The 22550-nt window shown below is 55.8% G+C and carries 22 protein-coding genes; 8 read left to right on the top strand and 14 right to left on the bottom strand.

Annotation, left to right across the window (positions count from 1 at the left end):
* Positions 1–68: 68 nt before the first annotated feature.
* Positions 69–1472: an aminotransferase-like domain-containing protein gene (locus tag ACR0LF_RS02755; RefSeq protein WP_480574614.1), complete on the top strand. Its 1404-nt coding sequence runs from the start codon at positions 69–71 to the stop codon at positions 1470–1472.
* A 4-nt stretch (positions 1473–1476) separates the two neighbouring features.
* Here ACR0LF_RS02755 and ACR0LF_RS02750 read toward each other — a convergent pair whose 3' ends face one another.
* Positions 1477–1842, bottom strand: a complete 366-nt coding sequence (locus tag ACR0LF_RS02750; RefSeq protein ID WP_480574611.1) for a nuclear transport factor 2 family protein — start codon at positions 1840–1842, stop codon at positions 1477–1479.
* Positions 1843–2071: 229 nt separating this feature from the next.
* Between ACR0LF_RS02750 and rplM the strand changes: the two genes are divergently transcribed.
* Complete coding sequence (rplM, locus tag ACR0LF_RS02745) at positions 2072–2530, top strand: 50S ribosomal protein L13 (RefSeq protein ID WP_039536983.1); 459 nt, start codon at positions 2072–2074, stop codon at positions 2528–2530.
* 6 nt (positions 2531–2536) lie between these two features.
* Entirely contained in the window at positions 2537–3022 is a 486-nt protein-coding gene (gene rpsI / locus ACR0LF_RS02740; RefSeq protein ID WP_171090107.1) for a 30S ribosomal protein S9, read from the top strand.
* A 67-nt stretch (positions 3023–3089) separates the two neighbouring features.
* Here the strand turns inward: rpsI and ACR0LF_RS02735 are convergent, their stop codons facing one another.
* The 13 genes from ACR0LF_RS02735 to ACR0LF_RS02675 form a co-directional block, all read right to left on the bottom strand.
* Positions 3090–4250: an ABC transporter substrate-binding protein gene (locus ACR0LF_RS02735; RefSeq protein ID WP_480574608.1), complete on the bottom strand. Its 1161-nt coding sequence runs from the start codon at positions 4248–4250 to the stop codon at positions 3090–3092.
* 26 nt (positions 4251–4276) lie between these two features.
* Entirely contained in the window at positions 4277–6163 is a 1887-nt protein-coding gene (locus ACR0LF_RS02730; protein ID WP_480574605.1) for an AMP-dependent synthetase/ligase, read from the bottom strand.
* A 5-nt stretch (positions 6164–6168) separates the two neighbouring features.
* Positions 6169–6942: an ABC transporter ATP-binding protein gene (locus ACR0LF_RS02725; protein WP_480574602.1), complete on the bottom strand. Its 774-nt coding sequence runs from the start codon at positions 6940–6942 to the stop codon at positions 6169–6171.
* Positions 6939–7703, bottom strand: a complete 765-nt coding sequence (locus ACR0LF_RS02720) for an ABC transporter ATP-binding protein (protein WP_480574599.1) — start codon at positions 7701–7703, stop codon at positions 6939–6941. The genes ACR0LF_RS02725 and ACR0LF_RS02720 overlap by 4 nt, the downstream gene beginning before the upstream one ends.
* Entirely contained in the window at positions 7700–8797 is a 1098-nt protein-coding gene (locus ACR0LF_RS02715; RefSeq protein ID WP_480574596.1) for a branched-chain amino acid ABC transporter permease, read from the bottom strand. Before ACR0LF_RS02715 ends, ACR0LF_RS02720 begins: the two co-directional genes overlap by 4 nt.
* A 3-nt stretch (positions 8798–8800) precedes the next feature.
* A complete protein-coding gene (locus tag ACR0LF_RS02710) occupies positions 8801–9676 on the bottom strand; it encodes a branched-chain amino acid ABC transporter permease (RefSeq protein WP_480574593.1) in 876 nt (291 codons plus the stop codon).
* Positions 9677–9750: 74 nt separating this feature from the next.
* Positions 9751–10779 (bottom strand): alcohol dehydrogenase catalytic domain-containing protein, encoded by a 1029-nt coding sequence (locus ACR0LF_RS02705; RefSeq protein WP_480574590.1) that lies wholly within the window; start codon positions 10777–10779, stop codon positions 9751–9753.
* A 197-nt stretch (positions 10780–10976) separates the two neighbouring features.
* Positions 10977–11501, bottom strand: a complete 525-nt coding sequence (locus ACR0LF_RS02700; RefSeq protein ID WP_480574587.1) for a hypothetical protein — start codon at positions 11499–11501, stop codon at positions 10977–10979.
* 329 nt (positions 11502–11830) lie between these two features.
* On the bottom strand, positions 11831–12757 hold the full coding sequence (locus ACR0LF_RS02695) for an adenylate/guanylate cyclase domain-containing protein (protein WP_480574584.1): 927 nt from the start codon (positions 12755–12757) through the stop codon (positions 11831–11833).
* Between the two features lie 249 nt (positions 12758–13006).
* Positions 13007–14155 carry a CaiB/BaiF CoA transferase family protein gene (locus ACR0LF_RS02690; protein ID WP_480574581.1) on the bottom strand — a complete coding sequence of 383 codons (1149 nt, stop codon included), beginning with the start codon at positions 14153–14155 and terminating at the stop codon, positions 13007–13009.
* Entirely contained in the window at positions 14152–15666 is a 1515-nt protein-coding gene (locus ACR0LF_RS02685) for a tripartite tricarboxylate transporter permease (RefSeq protein ID WP_480574578.1), read from the bottom strand. Before ACR0LF_RS02685 ends, ACR0LF_RS02690 begins: the two co-directional genes overlap by 4 nt.
* 2 nt (positions 15667–15668) lie before the next feature.
* Entirely contained in the window at positions 15669–16145 is a 477-nt protein-coding gene (locus ACR0LF_RS02680) for a tripartite tricarboxylate transporter TctB family protein (RefSeq protein ID WP_480574575.1), read from the bottom strand.
* Between the two features lies 1 nt (position 16146).
* The gene (locus ACR0LF_RS02675) at positions 16147–17112 is read right to left on the bottom strand and encodes a Bug family tripartite tricarboxylate transporter substrate binding protein (protein ID WP_480574572.1); all 966 of its coding nucleotides are present in this window, start codon (positions 17110–17112) and stop codon (positions 16147–16149) included.
* A gap of 112 nt (positions 17113–17224) precedes the next feature.
* On the opposite strand from ACR0LF_RS02675, the gene ACR0LF_RS02670 reads away from it, so the two are divergent.
* From ACR0LF_RS02670 to ACR0LF_RS02650, 5 genes are all read left to right on the top strand, one after another.
* Entirely contained in the window at positions 17225–18121 is an 897-nt protein-coding gene (locus ACR0LF_RS02670; protein ID WP_480574569.1) for a LysR family transcriptional regulator, read from the top strand.
* Between the two features lie 102 nt (positions 18122–18223).
* On the top strand, positions 18224–19660 hold the full coding sequence (locus ACR0LF_RS02665) for a sulfatase family protein (RefSeq protein WP_480574566.1): 1437 nt from the start codon (positions 18224–18226) through the stop codon (positions 19658–19660).
* Positions 19647–20534, top strand: a complete 888-nt coding sequence (locus tag ACR0LF_RS02660) for an amidohydrolase family protein (RefSeq protein ID WP_480574563.1) — start codon at positions 19647–19649, stop codon at positions 20532–20534. The genes ACR0LF_RS02665 and ACR0LF_RS02660 overlap by 14 nt, the downstream gene beginning before the upstream one ends.
* An 11-nt stretch (positions 20535–20545) precedes the next feature.
* Positions 20546–20977: a hypothetical protein gene (locus tag ACR0LF_RS02655; RefSeq protein WP_480856006.1), complete on the top strand. Its 432-nt coding sequence runs from the start codon at positions 20546–20548 to the stop codon at positions 20975–20977.
* On the top strand, positions 20974–22389 hold the full coding sequence (locus tag ACR0LF_RS02650) for an FAD-binding oxidoreductase (RefSeq protein WP_480574557.1): 1416 nt from the start codon (positions 20974–20976) through the stop codon (positions 22387–22389). Before ACR0LF_RS02655 ends, ACR0LF_RS02650 begins: the two co-directional genes overlap by 4 nt.
* The last annotated feature ends 161 nt before the right edge of the window (positions 22390–22550 follow it).

The following is a 22550-nucleotide window of genomic DNA, read 5'->3' as shown; positions in this document are numbered from 1 at the left end:
AGTCGGTAACGGTTAGTACAGTGTTTTGATACATTCGAAATTGTGTCAAAGGCAAAGGAAGAATTGTAATGGATACAATTTGGCCGGACGTGCTGCCGAAAACCAAAGGGCCAAAATACACTCTGGTCGCTGATGCCATACGAAAAGCAATTGAAAACAAATCTCTGGAGGTAGGCGCTAAACTTCCTCCGGTCCGGGAGTTGGCGTATCGATTGCAAATCACGCCAGGTACAGTAGCGCGCGCCTACACAATCCTGACCGATGAGGGCTTGTTACAAGCCGAAGTTGGGCGTGGTACATTTGTAGCCCCCCCAAAGTCGCCGATTCTGGATGATGTCTGGTCCCGGCAACTCCATCTGCGGGACGACAAATACAACTCGAATGTCAGCCTGTTCAGCCCACGACTGGCAGATGCCGGGCAGGTAGCGTTGATCCGTGAATGCCTGCAAAAGGTTTCCCAGGCTGATCCCGGTCTTTTCCTGAATTATCCAACGCGCGACGCGTATCAACCCATGCGGCAAGTCGTGGTGGAATGGTTATCAGATCTGCCGTTGGGCGCTTTATCTCATGATGATATCGTTCTGACACACGGGGGGCAGAACGGGCTGTGCCTTGTGTTCCAAACCATCTTGCGCGGTCCGAAGCCGATCGTTCTGGTCGAAGACCTGTCCTATGCAGGGTTCCGCCGCGCTGGAGAATTAATGCGCGCCGAGGTAATCGGGGTCAAAATGGACAAATGGGGCGTTGATCCCAAGGCCATGGAACATGTTCTACGACAAAACGCTGCCCAAGCCGTGTGCGTTTCTCCCGAAGTCCAAAATCCGACCGGCGTGCATACACCATTGGAGCGTCGCAAGGAGATCGTAGAAGTTGCTCGGAAATTCGACATTCAGATCGTTGAGGATGATTGCTACCGCATGGGGGATGCCAAGGAACCCAGCTATCGCGCTTTGGCGCCCGAGCGGGGGTGGCATGTGTCGTCGATCTCCAAAATTTTGACCCCGGCTTTGCGGGTAGGTTTTGCAATCGCCCCAAAGGATCGCAGCGCGGACCTGCGCCGCTCGGCCGAGTATGGGTATTTTGGATTGGCGCAGCCGCTGGCCGAGCTTACTCGATTGCTACTTTCTGACCCTCGCACACGTCAGATCGCCGAGGATGTGCGTGCCCGTATGGGAGAGTATGTGCGCATTACAGTGAACGCGCTTGGGGGGTTTGACCTGAACTGGGCGCCGGATGTTCCTTTTGTCTGGCTGAACCTGCCATCGGGTTGGCGCGCTGCTGCCTTTAGTCGGGCCGCCGAGCGTGAAGGGATACAATTACGCTCGGCTGACGAGTTTGCCTTGCGCGACGGGCGCGCGCCGAACGCGGTGCGTATTGCAATGAACGGGCACGTCTCGTTGCAGCGGTTTGAAGATGCGATGTTGCGGCTGCGGACTTTGCTGGACAATCCACCCGAACAAATCAGCGTCTAATTCTTCAGGTCAAGGGCTCCGGGCTGCCGAAGAAACCTGTCAAAGATGCAATCCGTCCGTCCGCGTCGAGTTGGACAAAGTCATGGCCATCGACCACCTTAGCCCCGTCTTTTCCAACCATGTGCCAGGTGAAATGTGCGACGTTGTGGTGCGATACCGTCTGGCTTGTAATTTCGACACGCCCATTTGAGCTTTGAAGGACTGCGCCGATATGAGCATTCAGGGCGTCTCGCCCCGTGACTTGGGCAGTGGGATCGACATAGCGGCCGTTTTCCGAAAAACAACGCTTCAGCAGGTTCAATCGGGCGTCGCCGTCGGTTTCCTGCCATGCGGCACCGTAGTCGGCGATGACTTGGTTCAGGTCAGACATTGGTTCTCCTTTGTTTGCTGCTCGGGTGGGATCATAATGCTTTCTGCCGGTGGAGTAGGGGATAAATGTGGGGTAAAATAATACCTATTTTGTAACGCCTTGTTTTTACGTAATTTAAATGACATTACCTTGCTTGACGACGCATCTAGGGAAGTCTAGATACGCATCCATCGAATTCGGGCCGCTCCGCCTTGGGGCGGTCTTTCACATCAAACAGGACTATCCTGCCATGAAAACCTTTTCTGCAACACCTGCAGACATCGACAAGAAATGGATCCTGATCGACGCCGAGGGCGTTGTTCTGGGCCGTCTTGCCTCGATCGTCGCCATGCGCCTGCGTGGCAAGCACAAAGCGTCGTTCACCCCGAACATGGACATGGGCGACAACGTCATCGTGATCAACGCTGACAAAATCCAGATGACCGGCAAGAAGCGCGAAGAAAACTTCTACTGGCACACTGGCCACCCGGGCGGCATCAAATCGCGCACCAAGCAGCAAATCCTCGAGGGTGCACACCCCGAGCGCGTCGTGACCCAAGCGGTCAAGCGCATGCTGCCGGGCAACCGTCTGGCGCGCCAGCAGATGACCAACCTGCGCGTTTATGCCGGTGCCGAGCATCCCCATGAGGCGCAAGCGCCCGAAGTTCTGGACGTTAAGTCCATGAACAAGAAAAACACCCGGAGCTAATGACCGATGGCTGATCAGATCAATACTCTCGAAGAGCTGAGCGCCGTCGCAGGCGTTGAAACCGTGGCCGAAGAAGTCATCGTGCGTGAACCCGTACGTGACGAACTGGGCCGCTCCTACGCCACAGGCAAGCGTAAAGACGCTGTTGCCCGTGTCTGGATCAAGCCGGGTTCCGGCAAGGTCACCGTGAACGGCAAAGACCAGGACAAGTACTTCGCTCGTCCGGTTCTGCAGCTGATCCTGCGCCAGCCGTTCCAGGTTGCTGGTGTTGAAGGTGAGTTTGACGTTGTTGCAACCGTCAAAGGCGGTGGCCTGACCGGTCAGGCCGGTGCGGTCAAGCACGGTATCTCGAAAGCGCTGCAGCTTTACGATCCGAACCTGCGTGGCGCCCTGAAAGCCGCAGGCTTCCTGACCCGCGACAGCCGCGTTGTGGAACGTAAGAAATTCGGTAAGCGCAAAGCCCGCCGTTCGTTCCAGTTCTCGAAGCGTTAATCGCTGGGAATACCCAAAAAGAAAGGGCTCGCTTATGCGAGCCCTTTTTCGTTTCGGTTGTCGTTTCTTACTCTTCGTAAACGAGTTTCCACGCCCCGTTTTCAACGACATTGACGAACACGGTATCCGCGCCCTGATGGTCGTCAGGACCATAGGTGATGTGATTGCCGACCAGATCGTCCTGATAGTCCAGCGTTTCCATCGCCTCAATAAAGCTGTCATGGGTCAGGTCAGGGCCCGCGGCCTCGAGCGCTTTGACCATCATTTCAGCTGCGGAATAGCCCAGCATGGCAAACCCGACGGGATCTTCACCCGTGGCGGCCTTGTATTCTTCTATGAATGCCGCAGGAGCAGGCTCATCTGCGCGCGCCCATAGATCCCGCCAAGACGCTGCTGCATAGAACCCGTCTGTCACCCCGCCGGGAACCTGTGCCACGACCGTTAGAAAGCTGGCAGACGTGCCCAGGAATTTCATATCCGTCAGGCCCATCTTTTTGGCAGTGCCCACGACGGTGATCGCCTGGCGTACGCCAAGCGCCATTGTTACAATATCGCAGCCTTCTTCCTTAAGCTTGCTGAGAGAGCCCACGAAATCCGTTTCGTCGGGCTTATGCGTCGTCTCGGCTCCAAAGGCGATCCCGGCTTCTTCCGCTCCGGTTTTGCTGCCTTCAAGGATTTCCTCACCGAAATCGGTGGGTAGGTACATGGTGCAAACGGTCTGTGAACCAAATTCAGCGGCCAGGTAGTTCACGCCGACACGGGCCTGATCAAAGTAAGTCGAAAAAGATGTGAACTTGTTCCGCATCGGCTCTTGCAACATCTGGCGTGCGGCTGTCAGCGGGGCGACGTTGGGAATGCCCTTGGGGTCCAATAGCTTGAACCCGGCCATATTCATTGGCGTGCCAAGTGACTGCAGCATGGCGAACACCTTGTCGCGGTTCAGCAGCTTGTTATAGCCCTGCATCGCACGCGGCATCTGATATCCATTGTCTTCGACCACATAGCGGATTTTGCGCCCGTGCACGCCACCGGCCTCATTCACCCGGTCGAAAACCACGTTCGCGCCCTTGGTTGCCGGGACCCCAACGGCGGCGAAGATGCCGCTCAGGTCGTTGACGGAACCAATGACAATTTCGTCATCGGTCACGCCTTGCGTTTGCGCCCAACCAATGCTCGCCGTCGTGGAAAGTGCTACTGCAGTGGTCAGCCATTTGAGTGAGTTCTGCATCTTTTTCCTCCCAAAAAATCCTTTGCCTAAGTGTACATGTCTTCAATCAGATGTCCGTGTTTCTTTTCCACCAAGCCGCGTTTCAGCTTCATCGTGGCGGTGAGTTCGTCGTCTTCGGCAGTCAGCAGAACGTCGATCAGTCGGAAATCCTTGATCTGCTCGACCCTCGCGAACTCAGCGTTGACAATGGCAACTTCGTCACCAATCAAATCCCTGATTTCCGTTGCTGCGCAAAGCGAAGCAAAGTTCGAGAACGGAATCTTCCTGTCCTGAGCGAATTTTTCGACGTTTTCCTGATCGATCATGATCAGCGCTGTCAGGTATTTGCGCTTGTCGCCAATGATGACGGCATCCGAAATGAAATGGCTGAACTTCAACCGGCTTTCGATCTCAGCCGGGGTAATGTTCTTGCCACCGGCGGTGATGATGATGTCCTTCAACCTGCCTGTGATGGTGACATATCCTTCCTCGTCGATACGCCCCATATCTCCGGTACGCAGCCATCCATCGGCGGTAAAGCTGTCCGCAGTCTTGGCATTGTTCCGCCAATACCCCTGAAAGATGTTCATGCCTTTCAGCTGAATTTCACCCTCATCCGAAATGCGTATGTCGCAGCCTTCGACGACCTTTCCTATGGTGCCGATCTTGTTGCATTCAATGGTGTTGAGCGTGGCGAGGCCCGAGGTTTCGGTCATCCCAAAGCCCTCAACAATGGGCACGCCTATGGCCCAATACCATTTCAATAAGTCTGTTGAGATAGGGGCGGCACCCGTTCCGCCACGGCGCAGCCTGTCCAATCCCAGCATCCGGCGCAGGTTTTTCAGAACCAGTTGGTCCCAGAACCAGAATTTGGCCGCGACACCCGCAGGAACGGATTTTCCAGCGCTCAGATACTCCGCGCGACGCATCCCGGCTTTCAAGGCAAAGCCAAATGCCATTTGCCCCAGCGGCGTCGCGTCCTGCGACAGAATTTGCACATGCGCATAGATTTTTTCCCAGACCCTCGGCACAGCCGTGAAGGTCGAGGGTGAAACTTCTTGCAGGTTCGCGAAAACCGTCTCGGGGCTTTCAGCGAAATTCACAGTGCAGCGGGCGGCCAGCGGGAAATAGACCGATACATCGCGTTCCAGAATATGGCAGAGGGGCAGGAAACACAGTTGATCGTCACTTGCCAGTGTCGGCAACGATCGCGCGCCCGCTTCAATGGCAGCCAGAATGTTCTCATGGCTTAGCATTGCGCCTTTGGGCTGCCCTGTGGTGCCGGATGTATAGACCAGCAAAGCAGTGTCTTGCGGTCTTGCCTGCGCGATTTCGGCTTCGAACAAACCCGGGTCGGTCTTCTCGACCTGCTGGCCCAGAGTATAGAGGTCCTCGATCATCATGCAGCGTGGATGGTTCAAATCGTGCAGACCTTCGTCTTCCAGAATGATCACTTTGATCAGGCCGGGAAGCTCACTTTCGACCTCAAGAAACTTGTCCAGATGCTCTTCGTCCTCGACGATCAGGAATTTGCTGCCGCTGTCGTTGATCAGATATTGTAGCTGACTGGCGGAATCCGTGGTGTAAACGCCAGAGGCTATGCCGCCAACGCATTGAATGCCCATATCGAACCACATCCATTCCTTGCGGTCCTCGGACAGGATTGAAACCACATCCCCCCGTTCCAAACCCAGCTTTCGCAGGGCAAGCCCGATCCATTTAGCGTGCTGCCAGTAGTCAGCCCAGGAATAGGATTTCCAGATACCCAAATCCTTTTCACGATGGGCTGTGCGATTGCCAAGTTCTTCACAACGGTTTTGAAACAACGCGCTGATTGTGGTGCATCCATCCACACGCAGCGGGCGTTGACCCGGCATGGCATTAAGCTCTACGCCGTTGATATTGATCTGTGGGGGCAGGGGCGTCGCATCCATTCAGCTTACCTCCACGTCTTTTTGCGTTTCCAGCGGCGGTTTTCGCGCGCGCCGTCTTCCTGAACACCAAGGTAGAAGTTCTGGATGTCTTCGGATTTCAAAAGCACTTCGGCGGCTCCGTCCATGACGATGCGGCCGACCTCCATCACATAGCCATGATGCGCCAATTCCAACGCGGCATTGGCGTTCTGTTCGACCAGCAACATCGTCATATGCTGTTCTTCGTTCAGGCGTTTGAGAATGCCAAAGATCTCTTGCACCAACAGGGGCGAAAGGCCCAGCGACGGTTCGTCCAACAGCATGATCCGGGGTTGCGCCATCAAGCCTCGTCCAATGGCCAGCATCTGTTGCTGTCCCCCCGAAAGGGTCCCGGCCTCTTGCGCGCGGCGCTCCTTCAGAACAGGTAAATAGCTGAAGACAAGCTCGCGATCCTGTTCGACCTGATTTTTATCCGAACGGGTATAGGCGCCGAGGCTGAGGTTTTCATCAACGGTCAGCAGGGGAAACACTTCGCGCCCTTCGGGCACATGCACGATCCCACGTTGGACGACTGTGTGCGGTTCGGCCCCCTGAATGTCGTCACCATTGAAGGTGATCGTTCCTTTTTCCGGGTCCATCACGCCCGAGACGGTTTTCATCAATGTCGTCTTGCCCGCACCGTTCGCGCCGAGGATCGAAACAATCTTTCCCTCATGAACATCCAGAGATACACCCCGAATGGCCATGATAGGGCCGTAAAAACTCTCGATATTGCGGATTTTCAGGATCGGAGCGGTCATGAGGCTTTGCCCAGATAGGCTTCGATCACGGCCGGGTGCGATTGCACCTCGGACGGGGTGCCAAGCGCCAGTTTTGCACCGTCTGCCATGGCCAAAACCCGGTCGGACACGCCCGAGACCAGGCCCATGTCATGCTCGACCATCAGTACAGTGATCCCCATCTGCCGTCGAATATCGTCAATCCACCAACGCATGTCGGTCGTCTCTTCGACAGAAAGCCCCGAGGCTGGTTCGTCCAACAGCAACAGCCTGGGATCGGTGGCCAAGGCGCGTGCAACTTCGACCACTTTGCGCACGCCATAGGGAAGCCCCGAGATCATCTTTTCGCGATAGGCCTGCAGGTCGAGGAAATCGATGATCTGTTCAACCTTTTCTCGGTTAGCCAACTCCTGACGACGAGCGGAAGGGGTGAACAGAATTTCGGAAATCAGGTTTGTCCCGCGGTGTCGGTGACGACCGACCAGCAGGTTTTGAAGGACAGTCGCGTGCTCGAACAGTTCGATATTCTGAAACGTCCGCGCCACGCCATAGGCCGCAACACCTGACGGTTTGACTTGAAGCAGATCGTGACCGTCAAACCGGATGGACCCTTCATATGGGTCGTAGAACCGGGAAATCAGGTTGAAGACCGTGGATTTTCCCGCGCCGTTTGGACCGACGATGGCAAAAACCTCACCTTCCTGAACCTCAAAGGACAGACCATCCACCGCCGTCAGGCCGCCGAACTTGAGAGTAACGTTTTCAAACTCCAGCAAGCTCATCTCAGACGCTCCGTCTTAAGATAGGATTTCTGCCGTTTGAACATGTCCTTTCGGTAGAATGGGAACAGCTCGAACCAGGTGCGGATTTTAAGCCAGCGGCCATAGATGCCCATAGGTTCGAACAGGATGAATGCGATCAGGATCATTCCGAAGATGCCGAACTCCAGCCCCGGGATGGCGACAGTGTTTCCGCCAAACAGGGCACCGGCATATTCCTTTGAGATCGACAAAAATTGCGGCAGAAAGCCAATCACAATTGCGCCCAGAAACGCCCCGTGGATCGACCCCAGCCCACCGATTACGATCATCATCAGCAACTGGATCGAGATCAGAACGCTGAAGGTTTCGTTGTTGAACGCTCCGGCAAACAAGCCCATCAACGCCCCGGCCCAGCCCGTCACGGCACAAGAAAGGGCGAAAGAGATCATCTTTGTTCGCGCGATATCAATGCCCATCGCCTGCGCCGAAACCTCGGAGTCGCGCACGGCGATAAAGCTACGCCCCAAAGGCGCACGCAGCAGGTTGATGTAGCCCAACGTGACTAGAACGGCGACGGTCAGAACCAGCCAGAAGAACTGATTGGGCGTTCCCCAGCGGTCGACAAGATGGCCAAAGATCTCGACCCCGCCGATATATTTGCCGGCGACGCCTCCGGTGATGGGTTCGGACAGAACGATGATGTCATCCATCAGGATGGACAGCGCCATGGTGAAGATTGCCAGATAGATCCCATGAAGCCGCAGGGCAGGGATCGCCACTGTCACACCTGCGATACCGGTCAGGACTCCGGCCAATGGGAAGGCGATCAGAAACGGCACCCCCGCTTCGATCAGGGCAACATTGGCATAACAACCAAAGGCCAGAAAAGCAGCGTGGCCAAGGCTGACTTGCCCCGTGTGGCCGGTCAGGACCATTAGACCAAGCCCCGCGATGGCCCAGATCAGTACGTTGGTCAACTCGCCCAGATAGAAGTCATCCAGCCACCAGGGAGCGGCGGCAATAACGGCCAACAGGATCAGATAGAGGCCAAGTTGGTACCGGTCTTTCCAGGGGCGGATGTCCTGCATGTAGCTGGTTTTAAAGACAATCCGCATGGTTCAGACCTTTTTGACCCGAACCTGACTAAACAGCCCGTTGGGGCGGAAGATCAGCACCGCAAGCAGCAGAGCGTAGGGAGCGACCTGGCTATAGCCCGCCGCGATATATCGGCTGGCAAAGGGTTCGATGACACCTACGATCAGCCCGCCTGCCAATGCCCCCGGTAGGCTACCAAATCCGCCAATGACAGCGGCGGCAAAGGCCTTTATGCCCAGCAGACCGGTTGTTGGATCCACTGCGCCTTTGGCTGCGAATAGTATGCCTGCGATCCCGGCGACAACTCCGGCCAGTGCCCAGATGAACTCCTGAACACGCTTTACCGGCACACCCATGTAATAGGCCGCCAACTGGTTTTGCGACGCCCCTTGCATCGCCAACCCCAACTTGGTCCGGTTGAAAAACACGTAAAGGCCCCATGTCAGCAGGATCGTTACGATGATGACGGCCACATCCTCCATCCCCAGTACAAGGCCGCCAAAACGCACCTCTTTACCTGCCAGCGGGTTTTGCAGCGTTTGCGGTTCATGCCCCCAGATCAACCCGGCAACAAAACGGATCACAAATCCCAATGCGATGGTCAGGATGACAACAGCCGTTTGGCTTTCGCCGAACAAACGACGGATGATCAGTCGATCCAGAAGATAGCCCAACGCCCCCATGATCCCTAATGAGACCGGCAAGGCCAACCAGAACGGCAGGCCCATATATTCGGTATTCGTCAGGCCAATGGTCACAAAGGCCCCCAACATCATGAAATCGCCCTGCGCGAAGTTCACAGCCTCAGTTGCTTTGTAGATCAGAACAAAGCCAAGCGCGATCAGGCCATAGACACACCCGTTTGCCAGTCCGCTGATCAGCAGCTGTGCGTTATCCAAACTGTCCTCCCTCCACCGGTTTTCCGGTGTCGCGTTCCGCCCGCGCTTACCCTCGGTAACGCAGGTATGTTCTACTATGGCGTGATAATCACCTTTCCGTCACTCTTTTTCAGCGCATCTGCCAGATTTGGAACAAGATTTCTGAGGGTAAGGTGTTCAGAAACATCTGTTTTCCAGCGCCCGTCGGCAAAGCGGGCCTGGACTTCGGCCACCACGCGCATCTGATCGGCGGGTGGGGTCGACATCATCCACTGAGTCAGCCAGAACCCTTCGATCCTCTTGCCCATGAAAATCAACTGACCTGTCTGTGTCAGTTTCGGCGCTTCGGTAGACAGCTTGCCATAGCTGATCCAACGCGCCCGGTTGGGCATGGCGCAGAACAATTGTTCGGAAAGCTGATCTGTCACGGCATCCAGAAACACCCGTGGTTTCAGCTTTGCAATCAGATCGGCAAACTTTGCGACCACATCATCACCGGTTGTCACAAGCACTTCGGTTGCACCAAGGCTTTTCAACATCTCAACAGTCTCGGCCCGGCGCACCAGCGCGATGGGCTTCAAACCCAGATCGCGGCCGAGGCTGCACATAAGCTTACCCAACTGACTGGTTGCGGCAGAAACCACAAAGGCATCGCCATCGGCCTTCGCCATATCCACCATCGCCATTGCGGTCAGCGGATTCACGATTTGCGCGGCACCGTCATCGTCCGAGATTTCAGGGCGCAAGGGGATACACATCTGCATCTGCGTGACGACATATTCTGCCCACGCCCCTGACCCGGCAGCGACAAATGCAGCGCGCTGTCCTTGCAACGCCTCAGCGCCTTTGCCGGTGGCCACGACATCTCCGCACCCTTCGAACCCGGCTGGTGACCCTTTGACCCGAGGCTGCCCGTATTCACCTTTGATGAAATGCAGGTCTGACGGGTTGACCGATGCAGTGCGCAACCGGATCAGAACCTGACCGGGGCCAGGTTGCGGCATGGGAAGCTCTGCTTCTTCCAACCACTCGGCCGCATCCGCAATGACCGGCCCGCTGGATGTTCCGGAATACCCGTCATGCTTCAGGATGGCGGCAAACATGGTCTGGGGCAGGTCGGTCATGAAATTCTCCTCGAAATGGCTAAGGTAAGCGCGCCAGATAGGAATGCTGCTGATGGAGCGGGCAGGGCGCGGGCCTTCTGTGGGTTTCAGACAATCAAAAGCCGCATATGCCGTCAATTCAACGAAGTAATAACGTCAAGTCAGTGCGGAAATGCCGTTTGGCAGAGGCCGACCGTGGGGATCGGCCTCATCCATTCTTATTGCTGAGTCAGCAGGTTGGTCAGTTCCTGGATTTTCTGAACAATGGTTTCCGGAGATGCCTTGATGTCATTCACGATCTTGATCGCCTGATCCTTCAGGTCGGTTGCCAGAGTGCTTTCCTGAAGGGATGTCATGATACCATCATAGTCGAAATTGGTGGGGTCCAACTTACCCTCCTGAATCCAGGACGTCAGCAGTTCCTGACCCTGACCGGCCAGCGCGGCCACCTGATCGCCCGCTTGTTGAGCCGCCTCGGATGCCTGGTCTGCCACAGAAGAAGCCGCTTCGCTGGCCTGATCTGCGACCGAAGAGGCAGCTTCAGTTGCCTGATCTGCCAGTGACGATGCCGCTTCGGAAGTTGCTTCCTGAGCAGAAGAAGCCGCGTCAGTCACTGCTTCGGCCGCGTCTTGTGCCGCGGTTTGCAAGCGTTCGGCCGGAGTAGGTTCGGGTTGGTTCAGGTAAAAATATCCGCCAGCACCAATAGCGGCGATGACGATAACAAGAATGAGAGTACGCGACATGTGTGTCTCCTTTGGAAATTGTGTCGCAGGGATGCGTTAAAAGTAACTCATGCACAAAGGGGAATTCCTGTGATTTCTCAGCAGAATAGGGTATGGGCCGAGCTACGCTCATTGCCTCATTGAAACGCGGCAAGAACACGCCTGCTCAAATGGGCCTTAACCCACTTTGGCAGCGATCCGCCGGGAATGAGCGACGATCGGACAAGGCCTAAGGAATTCTCTGGTAAGTTGGTATGCGCCGTTGTCTGTATTTTGCCAGAACAGGTGCTCAACTCGCTGCCCTCAAAACTCTTGACCCGTTGACGTGCGTGGAAAGGCCATTCCAGCGATCAACCCGTTTTCAAGGAATAGGTTCGAACAGCGTCGGCTTTACCTTTCAGACTGATCTCGCTCGGTTCAAAGTCGAATGCCCGCGAGTTGAGCTTGTTGTAAATGTCTTCCGAGAGCAGGATTTCATTTTCCGCCGCCTGGCTTTGAAGACGGGCGGCCGTGTTCACGACATCCCCGATAGCTGTGAAACTTCTGGATGAGCCGGTCGCCATTTCACCAACCTGCGCAATGCCGATGTTCAATCCAACCCCGACACCCAGCATGTTGGGTTCCGAGCTTATTCTGTCCAACAGGCGAACGGCTGCCTGCAGCATCACGTCCGCCGTTCGATCACCAAGCGAGGCCATCTGAACCGGATAAATCACCATGATCTGATCTCCGACAAATTCAATCAGGGCGTCGTCGCGCGTGATTTCCTTTTCCGCAATGTCATAAAACCGGGTCAGCATGTCCGCTGCTTCTGCCGGAGAATGTTGCTCGGACCAAGGCGTATAACCTCTCATGTCCGCAAACAGCAATCCAACTTCAGCATCCAGCGTTTTGGTCGGCAATCCTTCAAAGCAGCTTCTGCAAAAGTTCGGGTTTTCAGAGGCTGGTTTGATACCCAGAACTTTGCCGACACCCCCAAAGGGCACCAGACACAGGCGGCATCTGGGCGAGGCCGGGAACAGTCGGGTGAACCTTCTTACCCGTCCGACAAACCCGCTCTGGCACAGGCTGAATGCCAGCGGCTGTGTGTCCGATGTCAGCCTTTGGACAAACCAGGCGTCATGATTATAGACCAGTACAGTAAAACCAATAGTCAGCCCAAGGAACACAAGGGCGCCGGCAAGCACCGAAAACTCGACCGCCACGTATATCGCGGCCACCAGAAACGCGATTTGAAAGAAGATAATACTTACTTCGATGAGTCGGGCGTTTCGCATCAACACACCTTTTTCGAATAGTGCACAGCCTATCAGTGTTAGCGATTCGTTGGAATTCGGACGCCCAGGGCTTGCGCCTTACCTAAGCTTTTGCGCAGACCGTGCACTTCAAATTTTCAGTATTGTTAGGGGGGCGACAATACGCATTCAAACATTGCACGAGTTCGATCACGTGTTCTCTGACAGAGGTCTTCGGATCAAACGCTCTGATCAGTCTTCAACCCTCACTCGTTGCGAAACAGAAAACCGCTAGCGCAAGCTCTTCAGGACATCCTCAGTGTCGAAACCGTGACGAGGGGCGTCGGTCAGTTTTTTTTCTCTATCAAGGCTCTGCATCTTGAAAGGAAGATGGGGAACGGAAACACCAGAATCGGTTTTGACCACATAACCGCGCGATTGAACCTGTTCCTGTTCCAGGCACTCGGGAAGCGTGCGCAGTTTTGCGGCAGGCACGGCCTGTTCCAGCATGATGGATTCCCATTCCTGCGCCGTTTTCGCAAGCAGCGTTTCAGACAGATCACGTTCCAGATCCGCCGTATGTTTTGCGCGGTTTGAGCGGTTTGAATAGCGCGGATCACTCAGCCACTCGGGTTTGCCCAGTGCCAAGGCCAAACGTTGAAACTGGCTTTCTTCGTTTACCCCAAGGCTTATGACACCCTCCTTGCACGGAAAATTACCCGCACCAGGGGAACGGCTGTTCGCTGCGTTCCCACGCTGTTTCGGCTCATTTCCAGTCGCCAGATAGTCGGTGATCGTGGACGCCATCAGCGACAATCCTGTCTCTAGCATTGATACGTCAATGAACTGTCCCGAGCCGGTCTGGCTTCGCCGGTAGAGCGCCGCAGAAATGGCAAACCCTGCCGCCAAGGCCACCGAATAATCCATAATCGGTGCTCCGGTCCGCAGCGGCCCGGTGTCTTTTGTTCCTGTGATCGTCATGATTCCGCAGGCTGCCTGAATGTTGACGTCATAGGCGGGCATGTTCTCCAATGGGCCTCCACGGCCGTAACCGGTCATGGCGCAATGGATCAGATGGGGATGAGCTTTGGCCACAGATGTTTCTTCCAGCCCAAGCCGAGACATTGTTTCGGGCAAATGGTTTTCTACGAACACATCGGCAGAGGCCAACAGTTGCTGCATCCTCGCTTTACCGTCGTCGATTTCCAGATCGATCGCGACGGAACGCTTGCCTGCGCCTTGCGTCAGGTAAGCCGTGCTCATTCCACGGGCGGCACCTTCGGCGTCGGTGCCGCCACGGTAACGCATCGCATCACCGCGGCTTTGGCTTTCGACCTTGATAACCTCCGCGCCCAGCAGGCCCAGGTAGTAACCGCAAGCCGGCCCTGCCAAGACATGCGTGAAGTCGATCACGCGGATACCTGAAAGCGGGCCTGTCACGCGTCCTCCAATGCTGCGTTGCGGGCTTGCCGACTGAGGGTCCGAACCCGCATGAACACGGCGGCTGCACCAATGATCAGGAACAACAACGCGAACGGGCGGGTGATGAAGATCAGAACACCTTGATCGGACAGAAGCAGCGACTGGCGGAAGGTTTCCTCGGCACCACCGGCAAGAACAAAGCTGATGACGAAAGCTGCCGGATTGAAGTCGAGCTTTTTCATCAACCAGCCACCGAACCCTGCAATCAACATAACCCAGACGTCGAACAGGCTGCCGCGCGAAGCATAAGCCGCGATGAAGGCCGTCAGGAAGATCAGGGGATACAGGATGTTTGTTGGAATTTTCAGGATAAAACGCCCAACAAAGGCGGCACCGAAGTAACCGATCAGGCCATAGGCCGTGATCCCCACCAGACCAGCGGCAAACAGCGAATACACCAGATCACGCTGTGTCAGGAACAGGGTAGGGCCGATCTGAATGCCGTGGATCAGGAAGACACCGACCATGATCGCCCCAATGGTTGAGCCGGGAATACCCAATGTCAGCAGCGGCGCCATGGATGGACCGGAAACCGCGTTGTTGGCAGCTTCGGGCGCGGCGATACCTTCAAGGGCACCCTTGCCCCATTGTTCGGGGTTCTTGGCACGACGTTTTCCTTCGCCATAGGCGACAAAGGCGGCAATGGCCGAACCGAGCCCCGGAAGGATGCCGATGAACGCACCGATGAAAGACGAACGGATCACATGCGGAATGCAGGGCTTATATTCGGCCCAGGTCAGGTGATTGCGCGCGCGGGCTTCTTCCGTGTCCGGATCATCGAATTGTTCGACGTCCTTATGATTGGACTCGATCTGGGTAAAGACCTCTCCGAGAACGAAAATACCGATCATGAGCGGGACGAGGGCAATGCCATTCTGAAGCTCGTAACTGCCAAACGTAAAACGCTCGGATGTCGTAATCGGGTCGATTCCAACTGTTTTCACGAGAACGCCCAAAACGGCAGAGGCCAACCCTCGAACAACTGATTTCCCGATGACGGAACCGATCACGACGAAAGCGGCGAAATAGACGGCGAACAGCTCTGGCGGGCCCAATGTCAGGGCAATAGCAGCGATGAGGCCGACGCCGGCGATCAAGAGTATCTCACCTGTATAATCTCCGATGACCGAACTGATCGTCGCTACCTTCATCGCTTTTGAGGACATGCCCCGACGGGAAAGCGGGTAGCCATCGATTTGGGTGGCCGCACTGGCCGCTGTGCCAGGTGTATTGAAAAGAATAGCGGCGATTGACCCACCGTATCGACCGGATTTACCGATCACGTATAGAAACGCCAGGGCGGCCAATGGGTCCATATAAAAGGTGATAGGCAAAAGCATTGCGATTGCAGCGGATGCGGTCAGGCCGGGGATTGCACCAACAATCATACCGACAAGCGCCGCCAGTACGACCCACCCGATCAGGGCCGGGCTGGTCAGAATAGTTGCGAGTCCAGCAAGGATTTCCATCGTTACACTCCCTGGATCACGTCAAGCAAATCGAACCACTCACCAAAGGGTGGGAACACGCCCATGAGTTCGAAGAAAATCAGGTGATAAATGGCCGGGCAAAGTACGGCCGCCGCCAGCAAGCCAATGGGGTTGCGAATTCCAAAGAGCCACATCGCCAACGGCGCAGCCACACCGGTTGAAAGCAAATAGCCGAATTTCCCCAGACCCCAGGCGTAGGCTACGGCCAGCGCCAGAAGGGCGAAAACAGCAGACATGTTTTCCCCTAAGGCCAGCGGGCGGATTTCCCCAGCCCAACCGCGCCGGAATTCGAGAACCCCAAGTACCACAATGGCTGCGGCAGACAGCGCAGGAAAGATCCGGGCATTGGCATTGCCTTGGGCATCCGCCTCAATGGACAACCCCAAGCCCAAGGCGCAAAGGCCGAATACGGTCAGAACACCGCCAACGGCCATTGCTTCGTTCACGCGAGTGGTCATTTTACTGGTTCGCTTTCAGAGCGTCGATGACCGGCTGGGCTGCGCTTTCAACGTCTCTCAGCATCGCTTCGGCATCCGAACCGGTGCGGTACAGCGGAAGCGTGCCTTTTGCAGCCAGAAGCTCGGCAAATTGCGGGTCGGCGACCACATCTTTTAACGCGGCTTCAATGCCACTTACGATCTCGGAGTCGACTCCGTTGGGCGCGAACAGCATGATGGGCGAGCTGATAAGCGGAACCTCGAACCCGGCTTCGGAGAATGTCGGTACATCGGGTTGAAAATCATCACGCTTGGTATCGGCAACGGCCAGAATCCGCAGTTCGTTTTCAAAGCCCTTGGCCTGCTGAATTCCAATGAAGCCAAAATCAACCTGCGCCCCCACTAGTGCCGCGCGACTTGCCGCACCGCCTTTGAAGGGGACATCGACAGCCTCAAGTTCAAGTGCATTCAGGAAGGTCTGGCCCATCGCATGAAACGTTGCCCCGCGACCGTTATGGCCCCAACGCAGCTTGCCGGGGTCCGCTTTCAGCGCGTTCACGACATCTTCTACGGATTGGAACGAACTTGATGCAGGCACCACCAAAGCGCCCTTCAAATTCCCGATCTGCGCAATTGTCTGGAAACTGTCAAAGGGTCCGACTTCTGTTTCCTGGAACATGTGGCGCAGCAGGAAAGACCCGGTGGAGTGCATCATGATCGTATTGCCGTCTGGCCGGGCCTGAGACGCGGCGATCGCACCCGTCATTCCGCCCGCTCCGGGCTTGTTCACGATGACCAGAGGAACAGGCAGTTTGTCCTGCGCCGCAGCTGCAAGCGCGCGGGCATAGAGGTCAGTTCCGCCACCCGCTTTGTACGGCACGATGATGTTCAATGGCCTGCGCGGGCTCCATTCCGCCTGCGCAACGGTTCCAGTTGCCAAGGCCAATGTGGATGCACCGGCAACCTTCAGAAAATACCTTCTGTCCATGGTTTCCTCCCATAACTACGGGCAACACTTTTGACCCGTTTGCCTGCTTATACTTTACTAATTGAGTTCAGGATAATAGAATTAATGAAATTCCATATCAGGAAATTCTAAGATGAAGTTAAAGAACCTTAGGGCGTTTTTGCATGTCATGGATGAGGGCGCTCTGGTCTCAGCCTCGGAAAAGATGAACTTGTCGCAACCTGCTGTCAGTCGTCTTATTCACCTGTTGGAAGAAGAGATCGGAACAAAACTGTTCTATCGGGATCAAAAGACATTGGCGCCCACTCCGGAGGCCGAACTGTTCTATCCGGAGGCGCAGCGCGTGATTGCATCGGTCGATGATTTTCCGGAATTGTTCCGGCAATTGCGCAATAACTCGATGGTACCTTTGCGTGTCATTTGCCAAATGCGATCGGCCAACGGTCTGGTCATTCCGGCCCTCGTGAGATTTGCGCACAGGTTTCCGAATATTCGGACGACTTTGGACATTCATCCAAGGCGTGACCTGGGTCGCCGCGTGCAACAGGACAAGTTTGATCTGGGTATTTATGTGGTTCCCATGAGTGTTCCGGGTGTTCGGTTGCTGGAACAGCGGGAAACCCGGTTGCAGGTTTTGTTGCCCAAGAATCACCATCTGGCGAACCGTCACTTGCTGACCCCAAAGGATATGGTTAACGAGCGTTATGTCGCTTTGCGTCGCGGGCTGATGGCGCGGGAAGCGGTGGACCAGGCCTTGAACCGTTCGGGAGAGACGCTGGAAATTTTTCACGAGGTCAGCAGCACCAACGCCGCCTTGCGGATGGTGGCAGGGGGCATTGGTTTTACCTTCAGCGATGTGACTGTGCTGGACCCCGGCTTCATGGAGAGCACGGTGTTGGTGCCTTGGGCACCCGAGGTTCGCATGCAAATTGGAATCTACGCCCCAGAAAACCAATCCAAACACAGGGCTACGCCAGATCTCATCGAATGTTTGAACGAAGTATGGGAAGAGCAAACGAAGACGGCCTGAAACATCTTCGAAAAAAGTAAATACGATATCAGTTAATTATATTTTTCGAAAACAATTTCTACCTCTAAGGTTCCGCGTATCGATTACAAGCGGAGCGTTGTTGTGGGAAAACCCGTCAATCAACTCGTCCTGATGTCGGACGAACATACCCGTCATGTGCTGGGTTGCTACGGCAACATTGTAGTACAGACCCCCAATCTGGACTGTCTGGCGGCACGGGGAACCGTGTTTTCCAACGCATACACTCCGGTTCCGATATGCGTTCCGGCCCGTGCCAGTTTCGCAACGGGTCTTTATGGCCACAGCACCGGTCATTGGGACAACGCCACACCGTATATTGGCGAACCCAGCAGTTGGGGCCACGCATTGCAGGAAGCTGGCCGAACTGTAGGCTCGATTGGCAAGCTGCATTATCGGAACGTTGACGATCCGGTTGGCCTGGATTTTCAGGAAATCCCCATGCATGTCGTAAACGGTGTCGGGGATGTATTGGGCTGTGTGCGCGAACCCTTGCCCAAACGCTGGAAATCGCACGCTATGGCGGAAAAAATCGGGCCAGGTGAGACCTCCTACACCGCCTATGACCGAAATATCGCGGATGCCGCCGTGCAGTGGATCGAAACCAATGGCAACAGCGGACAGCCATGGACCCTGTTTGTTTCGATGGTCGCCCCTCATTTCCCGTTGATCGCACCGCAAGAGTTTTATGACCTCTATGCCGACAAAGGACTGATGCCATCAAAGCCGCAATCAGAGACCGAACATGCGTGGCACAAAGCCATGCGGGATTGCATCCTGTATGACAACTTCACCCGGGAACGCACGCGGATTGCTCTGGCTTCTTACTACGGTCTGGTCAGTTTCATGGACGCCAATATGGGTCGGGTTCTGGATGCGCTGGATGCGGCTGGCCTAACCGACACGACGCAGGTGATCTACACGTCCGATCACGGCGACAATATCGGGGAACGAGGGTTATGGGGAAAGTCCAACCTGTTCGAAGAAAGCGCGGGCGTTCCACTTATCGCGGCGGGGCCGGGTTTCCCTTCGGGTCACGTATGTGAAACACCAGCCAGCCTTGTCGATGTTTATCCAACATTGGTTGGTGAAGCTGGTCTCACCATACCGGAAGACAGGCCAGGGACATCGCTGGTTGCTTTGGCAACTCAGCCAGATGATCTCGAACGGGTGGTATTCAGCGAATATCACGCAATGGGCTCAGCCACCGGAGCTTTCATGATCCGCAAAGGGAATTGGAAACTGGTGCACTATGTCGGGATGCCGCCCGAGCTGTATGACCTGTCCAGTGACCCGGACGAGGGTAACGATCTGGGACAAAGCCCTGACCATGCCGTCATCATAGATGATTTGATGCACGCCTTGCTGCAGATTTGCGACCCCGATGAGGTGAACGCCCGGGCAATGGCCGATCAGCACGCACTTGTCGAGCAACACGGCGGGGCCGAAGCCGTGGTCGCCAAAGGCGGATTCGGTGCAACGCCCCCTCCGGGTGAAAAGCCAGCCTATGTCGGAAGTTGACGCCCCTTTCTGCGCGCCCGCACTGGATGTTGCGGGACCGGCTGACTTCATGCTTCCTGCGGGGGCCTGTGACTGTCACGCACATGTCTTCGCAGGCCCGTCAAATCTGGTCGAAGACCGCATCTACACACCTGCCGAAGCGTCGTTCGAGGCATACAGGACCGTGCTGGACACGCTCGACCTGCAACGCGCCGTCATCGTGCAACCCAGTGTCTATGGCGTCGACAACCGAACAACCCTGAACGCGGTGGCACGTGGCGGTGAAGGTTTCCGCGCTGTCGTTGTGGTCGACGAGGACGTCGCTGTGTCCGAGTTGATGGACATGCACGATCAAGGCGCGCGTGGGGCAAGAGTCAACGTAGTGTTCTCGGGCGATTCCAAACGGGATGCTTTGATCCGCCTCGGGCGCAGTTTGGCGGATGTCGGTTGGCACATGCAGATGCTGATCGACGTGTCGCGTTTTCATGACTTCGAAGGCTTTGTGCGTGACCTGCCGGTTCCGGTTGTGATTGATCACATGGGTCATGTGCAGACGTCCAACGGTCTGCGAGATTCTGGCTTTCAATCTCTCCTGCGATTGATGTCCGAGGGGCACGCATGGGTAAAGCTCTCTGGTAGCTATCGCATGACGACCGAACATATCCCACCCTATGAAGACATCGCACCCTTCGCCCGCGCCTTGGTCGAGGCCAATCCTGACCAATGCGTTTGGGCCAGCGACTGGCCGCACCCGCATATCCCGGTTGATATGCCCAATGACACGGCACTGTTGAACATGCTGGCCGACTGGGTGCCGGACCAGGCAATGCGCAACCGCATTCTCGTCGACAATCCTGGCCGTCTTTACGGGTTCGATGCCCCCATCAAAAAATGAGTGAACCGATTATGAACGTCTCTTCCTCTGACAATCATTCCGAATGCGTCGAAGCGGCCCTGAAGGTCATGCAGGCGCATATTGAAGCTCTCAATGCGCGCGACGGAGAGGCCATCGCCGCGACGTTGCATTTCCCGCATTACCGGCTTGTCGATGGCAGTTTAAAAACTTGGGAAGGTCCCGAAAGCTATCTGTCGGATTTCCGCGACAGGGCAGGACAAGGCTGGGGGCATTCCGGCTGGGGACGGTTGGACGTGGTGCATGCAAGCGAAGACAAGGTGCACCTCGATGTGCTGGTCGAACGATACGACGCCGACGGTGCGCTGATGAACTCCTTTTCATCATTCTGGGTGATTGCGCGTCTGGATGGCATCTGGGCGGCCCAGCTGCGCTCGTCATTCGCGCCGGACGCCGAAATTCTGGCGCAGGGAGGCTCAAAATGATCGATCTCAAACCCGCTGATGAGGGTTTCCGAAACTTGCTTGCTGCACAACTGCCCGAGGCCTGTTTTCGCCCGCTGACACCGGCTTACCTTGAAGACCCGCGCGGCAATCTGAAGGGCAAGGCCGGGCTGGTTCTGGCACCGCGCGATGTTGTTGAAGTTTCCACCATCATAAAAACCTGCTGGGAACATTCAGTGCCTGTTGTGCCTTTTGGCGGAGGAACCGGTCTTGTTGGCGGACAGATCATGACCGAAGGGCCGGACCCGGTGATCCTGTCGCTGGAACGAATGAAAGCCACCCGCGCAGTGCACCCGCTGGAAAACACGATGGAGGTTGAGGCCGGGGCAACCCTTGCGCAAGTACAGGACGCTGCCAAAGAGGCAGGCATGCTGTTTCCAATGTCGCTTGCGGCCGAAGGTACCTGTCAAATCGGCGGCAATCTGGCCACCAATGCAGGCGGCGTCAACGTGCTGCGCTATGGTAACATGCGCGATCTTTGCCTTGGGTTGGAAGCGGTCCTGCCGAATGGCGAAATCTGGAACGGCATGAGCCGTTTGCGCAAAGACAACACCGGCTTTGATCTGAAAAACCTTTTGATCGGATCCGAGGGCGCGCTTGGCGTGATCACCGCTGCATCCTTGCGGCTTTATCCACGCCCGCACCAATACTGCACCGCAGTTATGGCAGTCAGCAGCCCAAGCGCCGCTTTGCAACTGTTGCAATACCTGCGCGAGCTGGCGGGTGATACCGTCTCGGCCTTTGAGCTGATACAGGGTACCGGACTGGAATTCCTGGCACAGACCATGCCGGATCTGCGCCTGCCTTTCGAAACACCTCCGCCATGGTCCGTCCTGATTGATCTTGGTGTGCAGGACACACAATCCGGCGAAGACGCCTTGATGTCCTTGTTTGAGCACGGTCTGGAAGAGGATTTGGTCCAAGACGGCATGATCGCGCAGTCCGAGGGCCAGCGGGCAGAATTCTGGAACGCGCGTGAACACATCCCCGAAGCCAACCGCCATATCGGGGCCATTGCCAGCCACGACATTTCGATCCCCTTGGGTCAGATCAGCGCGTTTCTGGAACAGGCCGAAGAGGCCCTCAAAACCTGGCCCGTGCGCGTCAATTGCTTTGGCCATTTGGGAGATGGGAACCTGCACTACAACATTTTCCCTCCGGCCGGGCAGGCGCGGGATGCCTACATGCACTTGAAACCCGAGATTGAAGACAGCGTCTATACGCTGGTTCGCAGCTTCGACGGCTCTTTCAGCGCCGAACACGGTGTTGGGCGGATCAAGGTCGGGCAATTGGAAGACCTTGGTGACCCAACCAAATTGGCCGCGTTAAGGGCCATCAAAGACGCTTTAGACTCAAGACGGATCATGAACCCCGGTTCTGTTCTGAGGATCTAAAGAGACTGAAGATTCAGCACCCAAAAACGTCATGAATGTCAGGAGTACGCCAACTGGCATCCGGAAATGGAATCGCGATTGGTAGCGTGGTGGTATCTCTCAAATGATCTCGCCAACCGGTGAATCGGAGAGCCATAGTACATTTGAACATAAGCCTTCTT

It is taken from the genome of Ruegeria sp. E8, from assembly GCF_056533985.1.
This window is presented reverse-complemented; position numbering and strand designations above follow the sequence as displayed.

Coding starts and splice junctions, on each gene's coding strand:
- ACR0LF_RS02755 (WP_480574614.1), top strand. CDS start 69: ATGGATACAATTTGGCCGGACGTGCTGCCGAAAACCAAAGGGCCAAAA.
- ACR0LF_RS02750 (WP_480574611.1), bottom strand. CDS start 1,842: ATGTCTGACCTGAACCAAGTCATCGCCGACTACGGTGCCGCATGGCAG.
- rplM (WP_039536983.1), top strand. CDS start 2,072: ATGAAAACCTTTTCTGCAACACCTGCAGACATCGACAAGAAATGGATC.
- rpsI (WP_171090107.1), top strand. CDS start 2,537: ATGGCTGATCAGATCAATACTCTCGAAGAGCTGAGCGCCGTCGCAGGC.
- ACR0LF_RS02735 (WP_480574608.1), bottom strand. CDS start 4,250: ATGCAGAACTCACTCAAATGGCTGACCACTGCAGTAGCACTTTCCACG.
- ACR0LF_RS02730 (WP_480574605.1), bottom strand. CDS start 6,163: ATGGATGCGACGCCCCTGCCCCCACAGATCAATATCAACGGCGTAGAG.
- ACR0LF_RS02725 (WP_480574602.1), bottom strand. CDS start 6,942: ATGACCGCTCCGATCCTGAAAATCCGCAATATCGAGAGTTTTTACGGC.
- ACR0LF_RS02720 (WP_480574599.1), bottom strand. CDS start 7,703: ATGAGCTTGCTGGAGTTTGAAAACGTTACTCTCAAGTTCGGCGGCCTG.
- ACR0LF_RS02715 (WP_480574596.1), bottom strand. CDS start 8,797: ATGCGGATTGTCTTTAAAACCAGCTACATGCAGGACATCCGCCCCTGG.
- ACR0LF_RS02705 (WP_480574590.1), bottom strand. CDS start 10,779: ATGACCGACCTGCCCCAGACCATGTTTGCCGCCATCCTGAAGCATGAC.
- ACR0LF_RS02700 (WP_480574587.1), bottom strand. CDS start 11,501: ATGTCGCGTACTCTCATTCTTGTTATCGTCATCGCCGCTATTGGTGCT.
- ACR0LF_RS02695 (WP_480574584.1), bottom strand. CDS start 12,757: ATGCGAAACGCCCGACTCATCGAAGTAAGTATTATCTTCTTTCAAATC.
- ACR0LF_RS02685 (WP_480574578.1), bottom strand. CDS start 15,666: ATGGAAATCCTTGCTGGACTCGCAACTATTCTGACCAGCCCGGCCCTG.
- ACR0LF_RS02680 (WP_480574575.1), bottom strand. CDS start 16,145: ATGACCACTCGCGTGAACGAAGCAATGGCCGTTGGCGGTGTTCTGACC.
- ACR0LF_RS02675 (WP_480574572.1), bottom strand. CDS start 17,112: ATGGACAGAAGGTATTTTCTGAAGGTTGCCGGTGCATCCACATTGGCC.
- ACR0LF_RS02670 (WP_480574569.1), top strand. CDS start 17,225: ATGAAGTTAAAGAACCTTAGGGCGTTTTTGCATGTCATGGATGAGGGC.
- ACR0LF_RS02660 (WP_480574563.1), top strand. CDS start 19,647: ATGTCGGAAGTTGACGCCCCTTTCTGCGCGCCCGCACTGGATGTTGCG.
- ACR0LF_RS02655 (WP_480856006.1), top strand. CDS start 20,546: ATGAACGTCTCTTCCTCTGACAATCATTCCGAATGCGTCGAAGCGGCC.
- ACR0LF_RS02650 (WP_480574557.1), top strand. CDS start 20,974: ATGATCGATCTCAAACCCGCTGATGAGGGTTTCCGAAACTTGCTTGCT.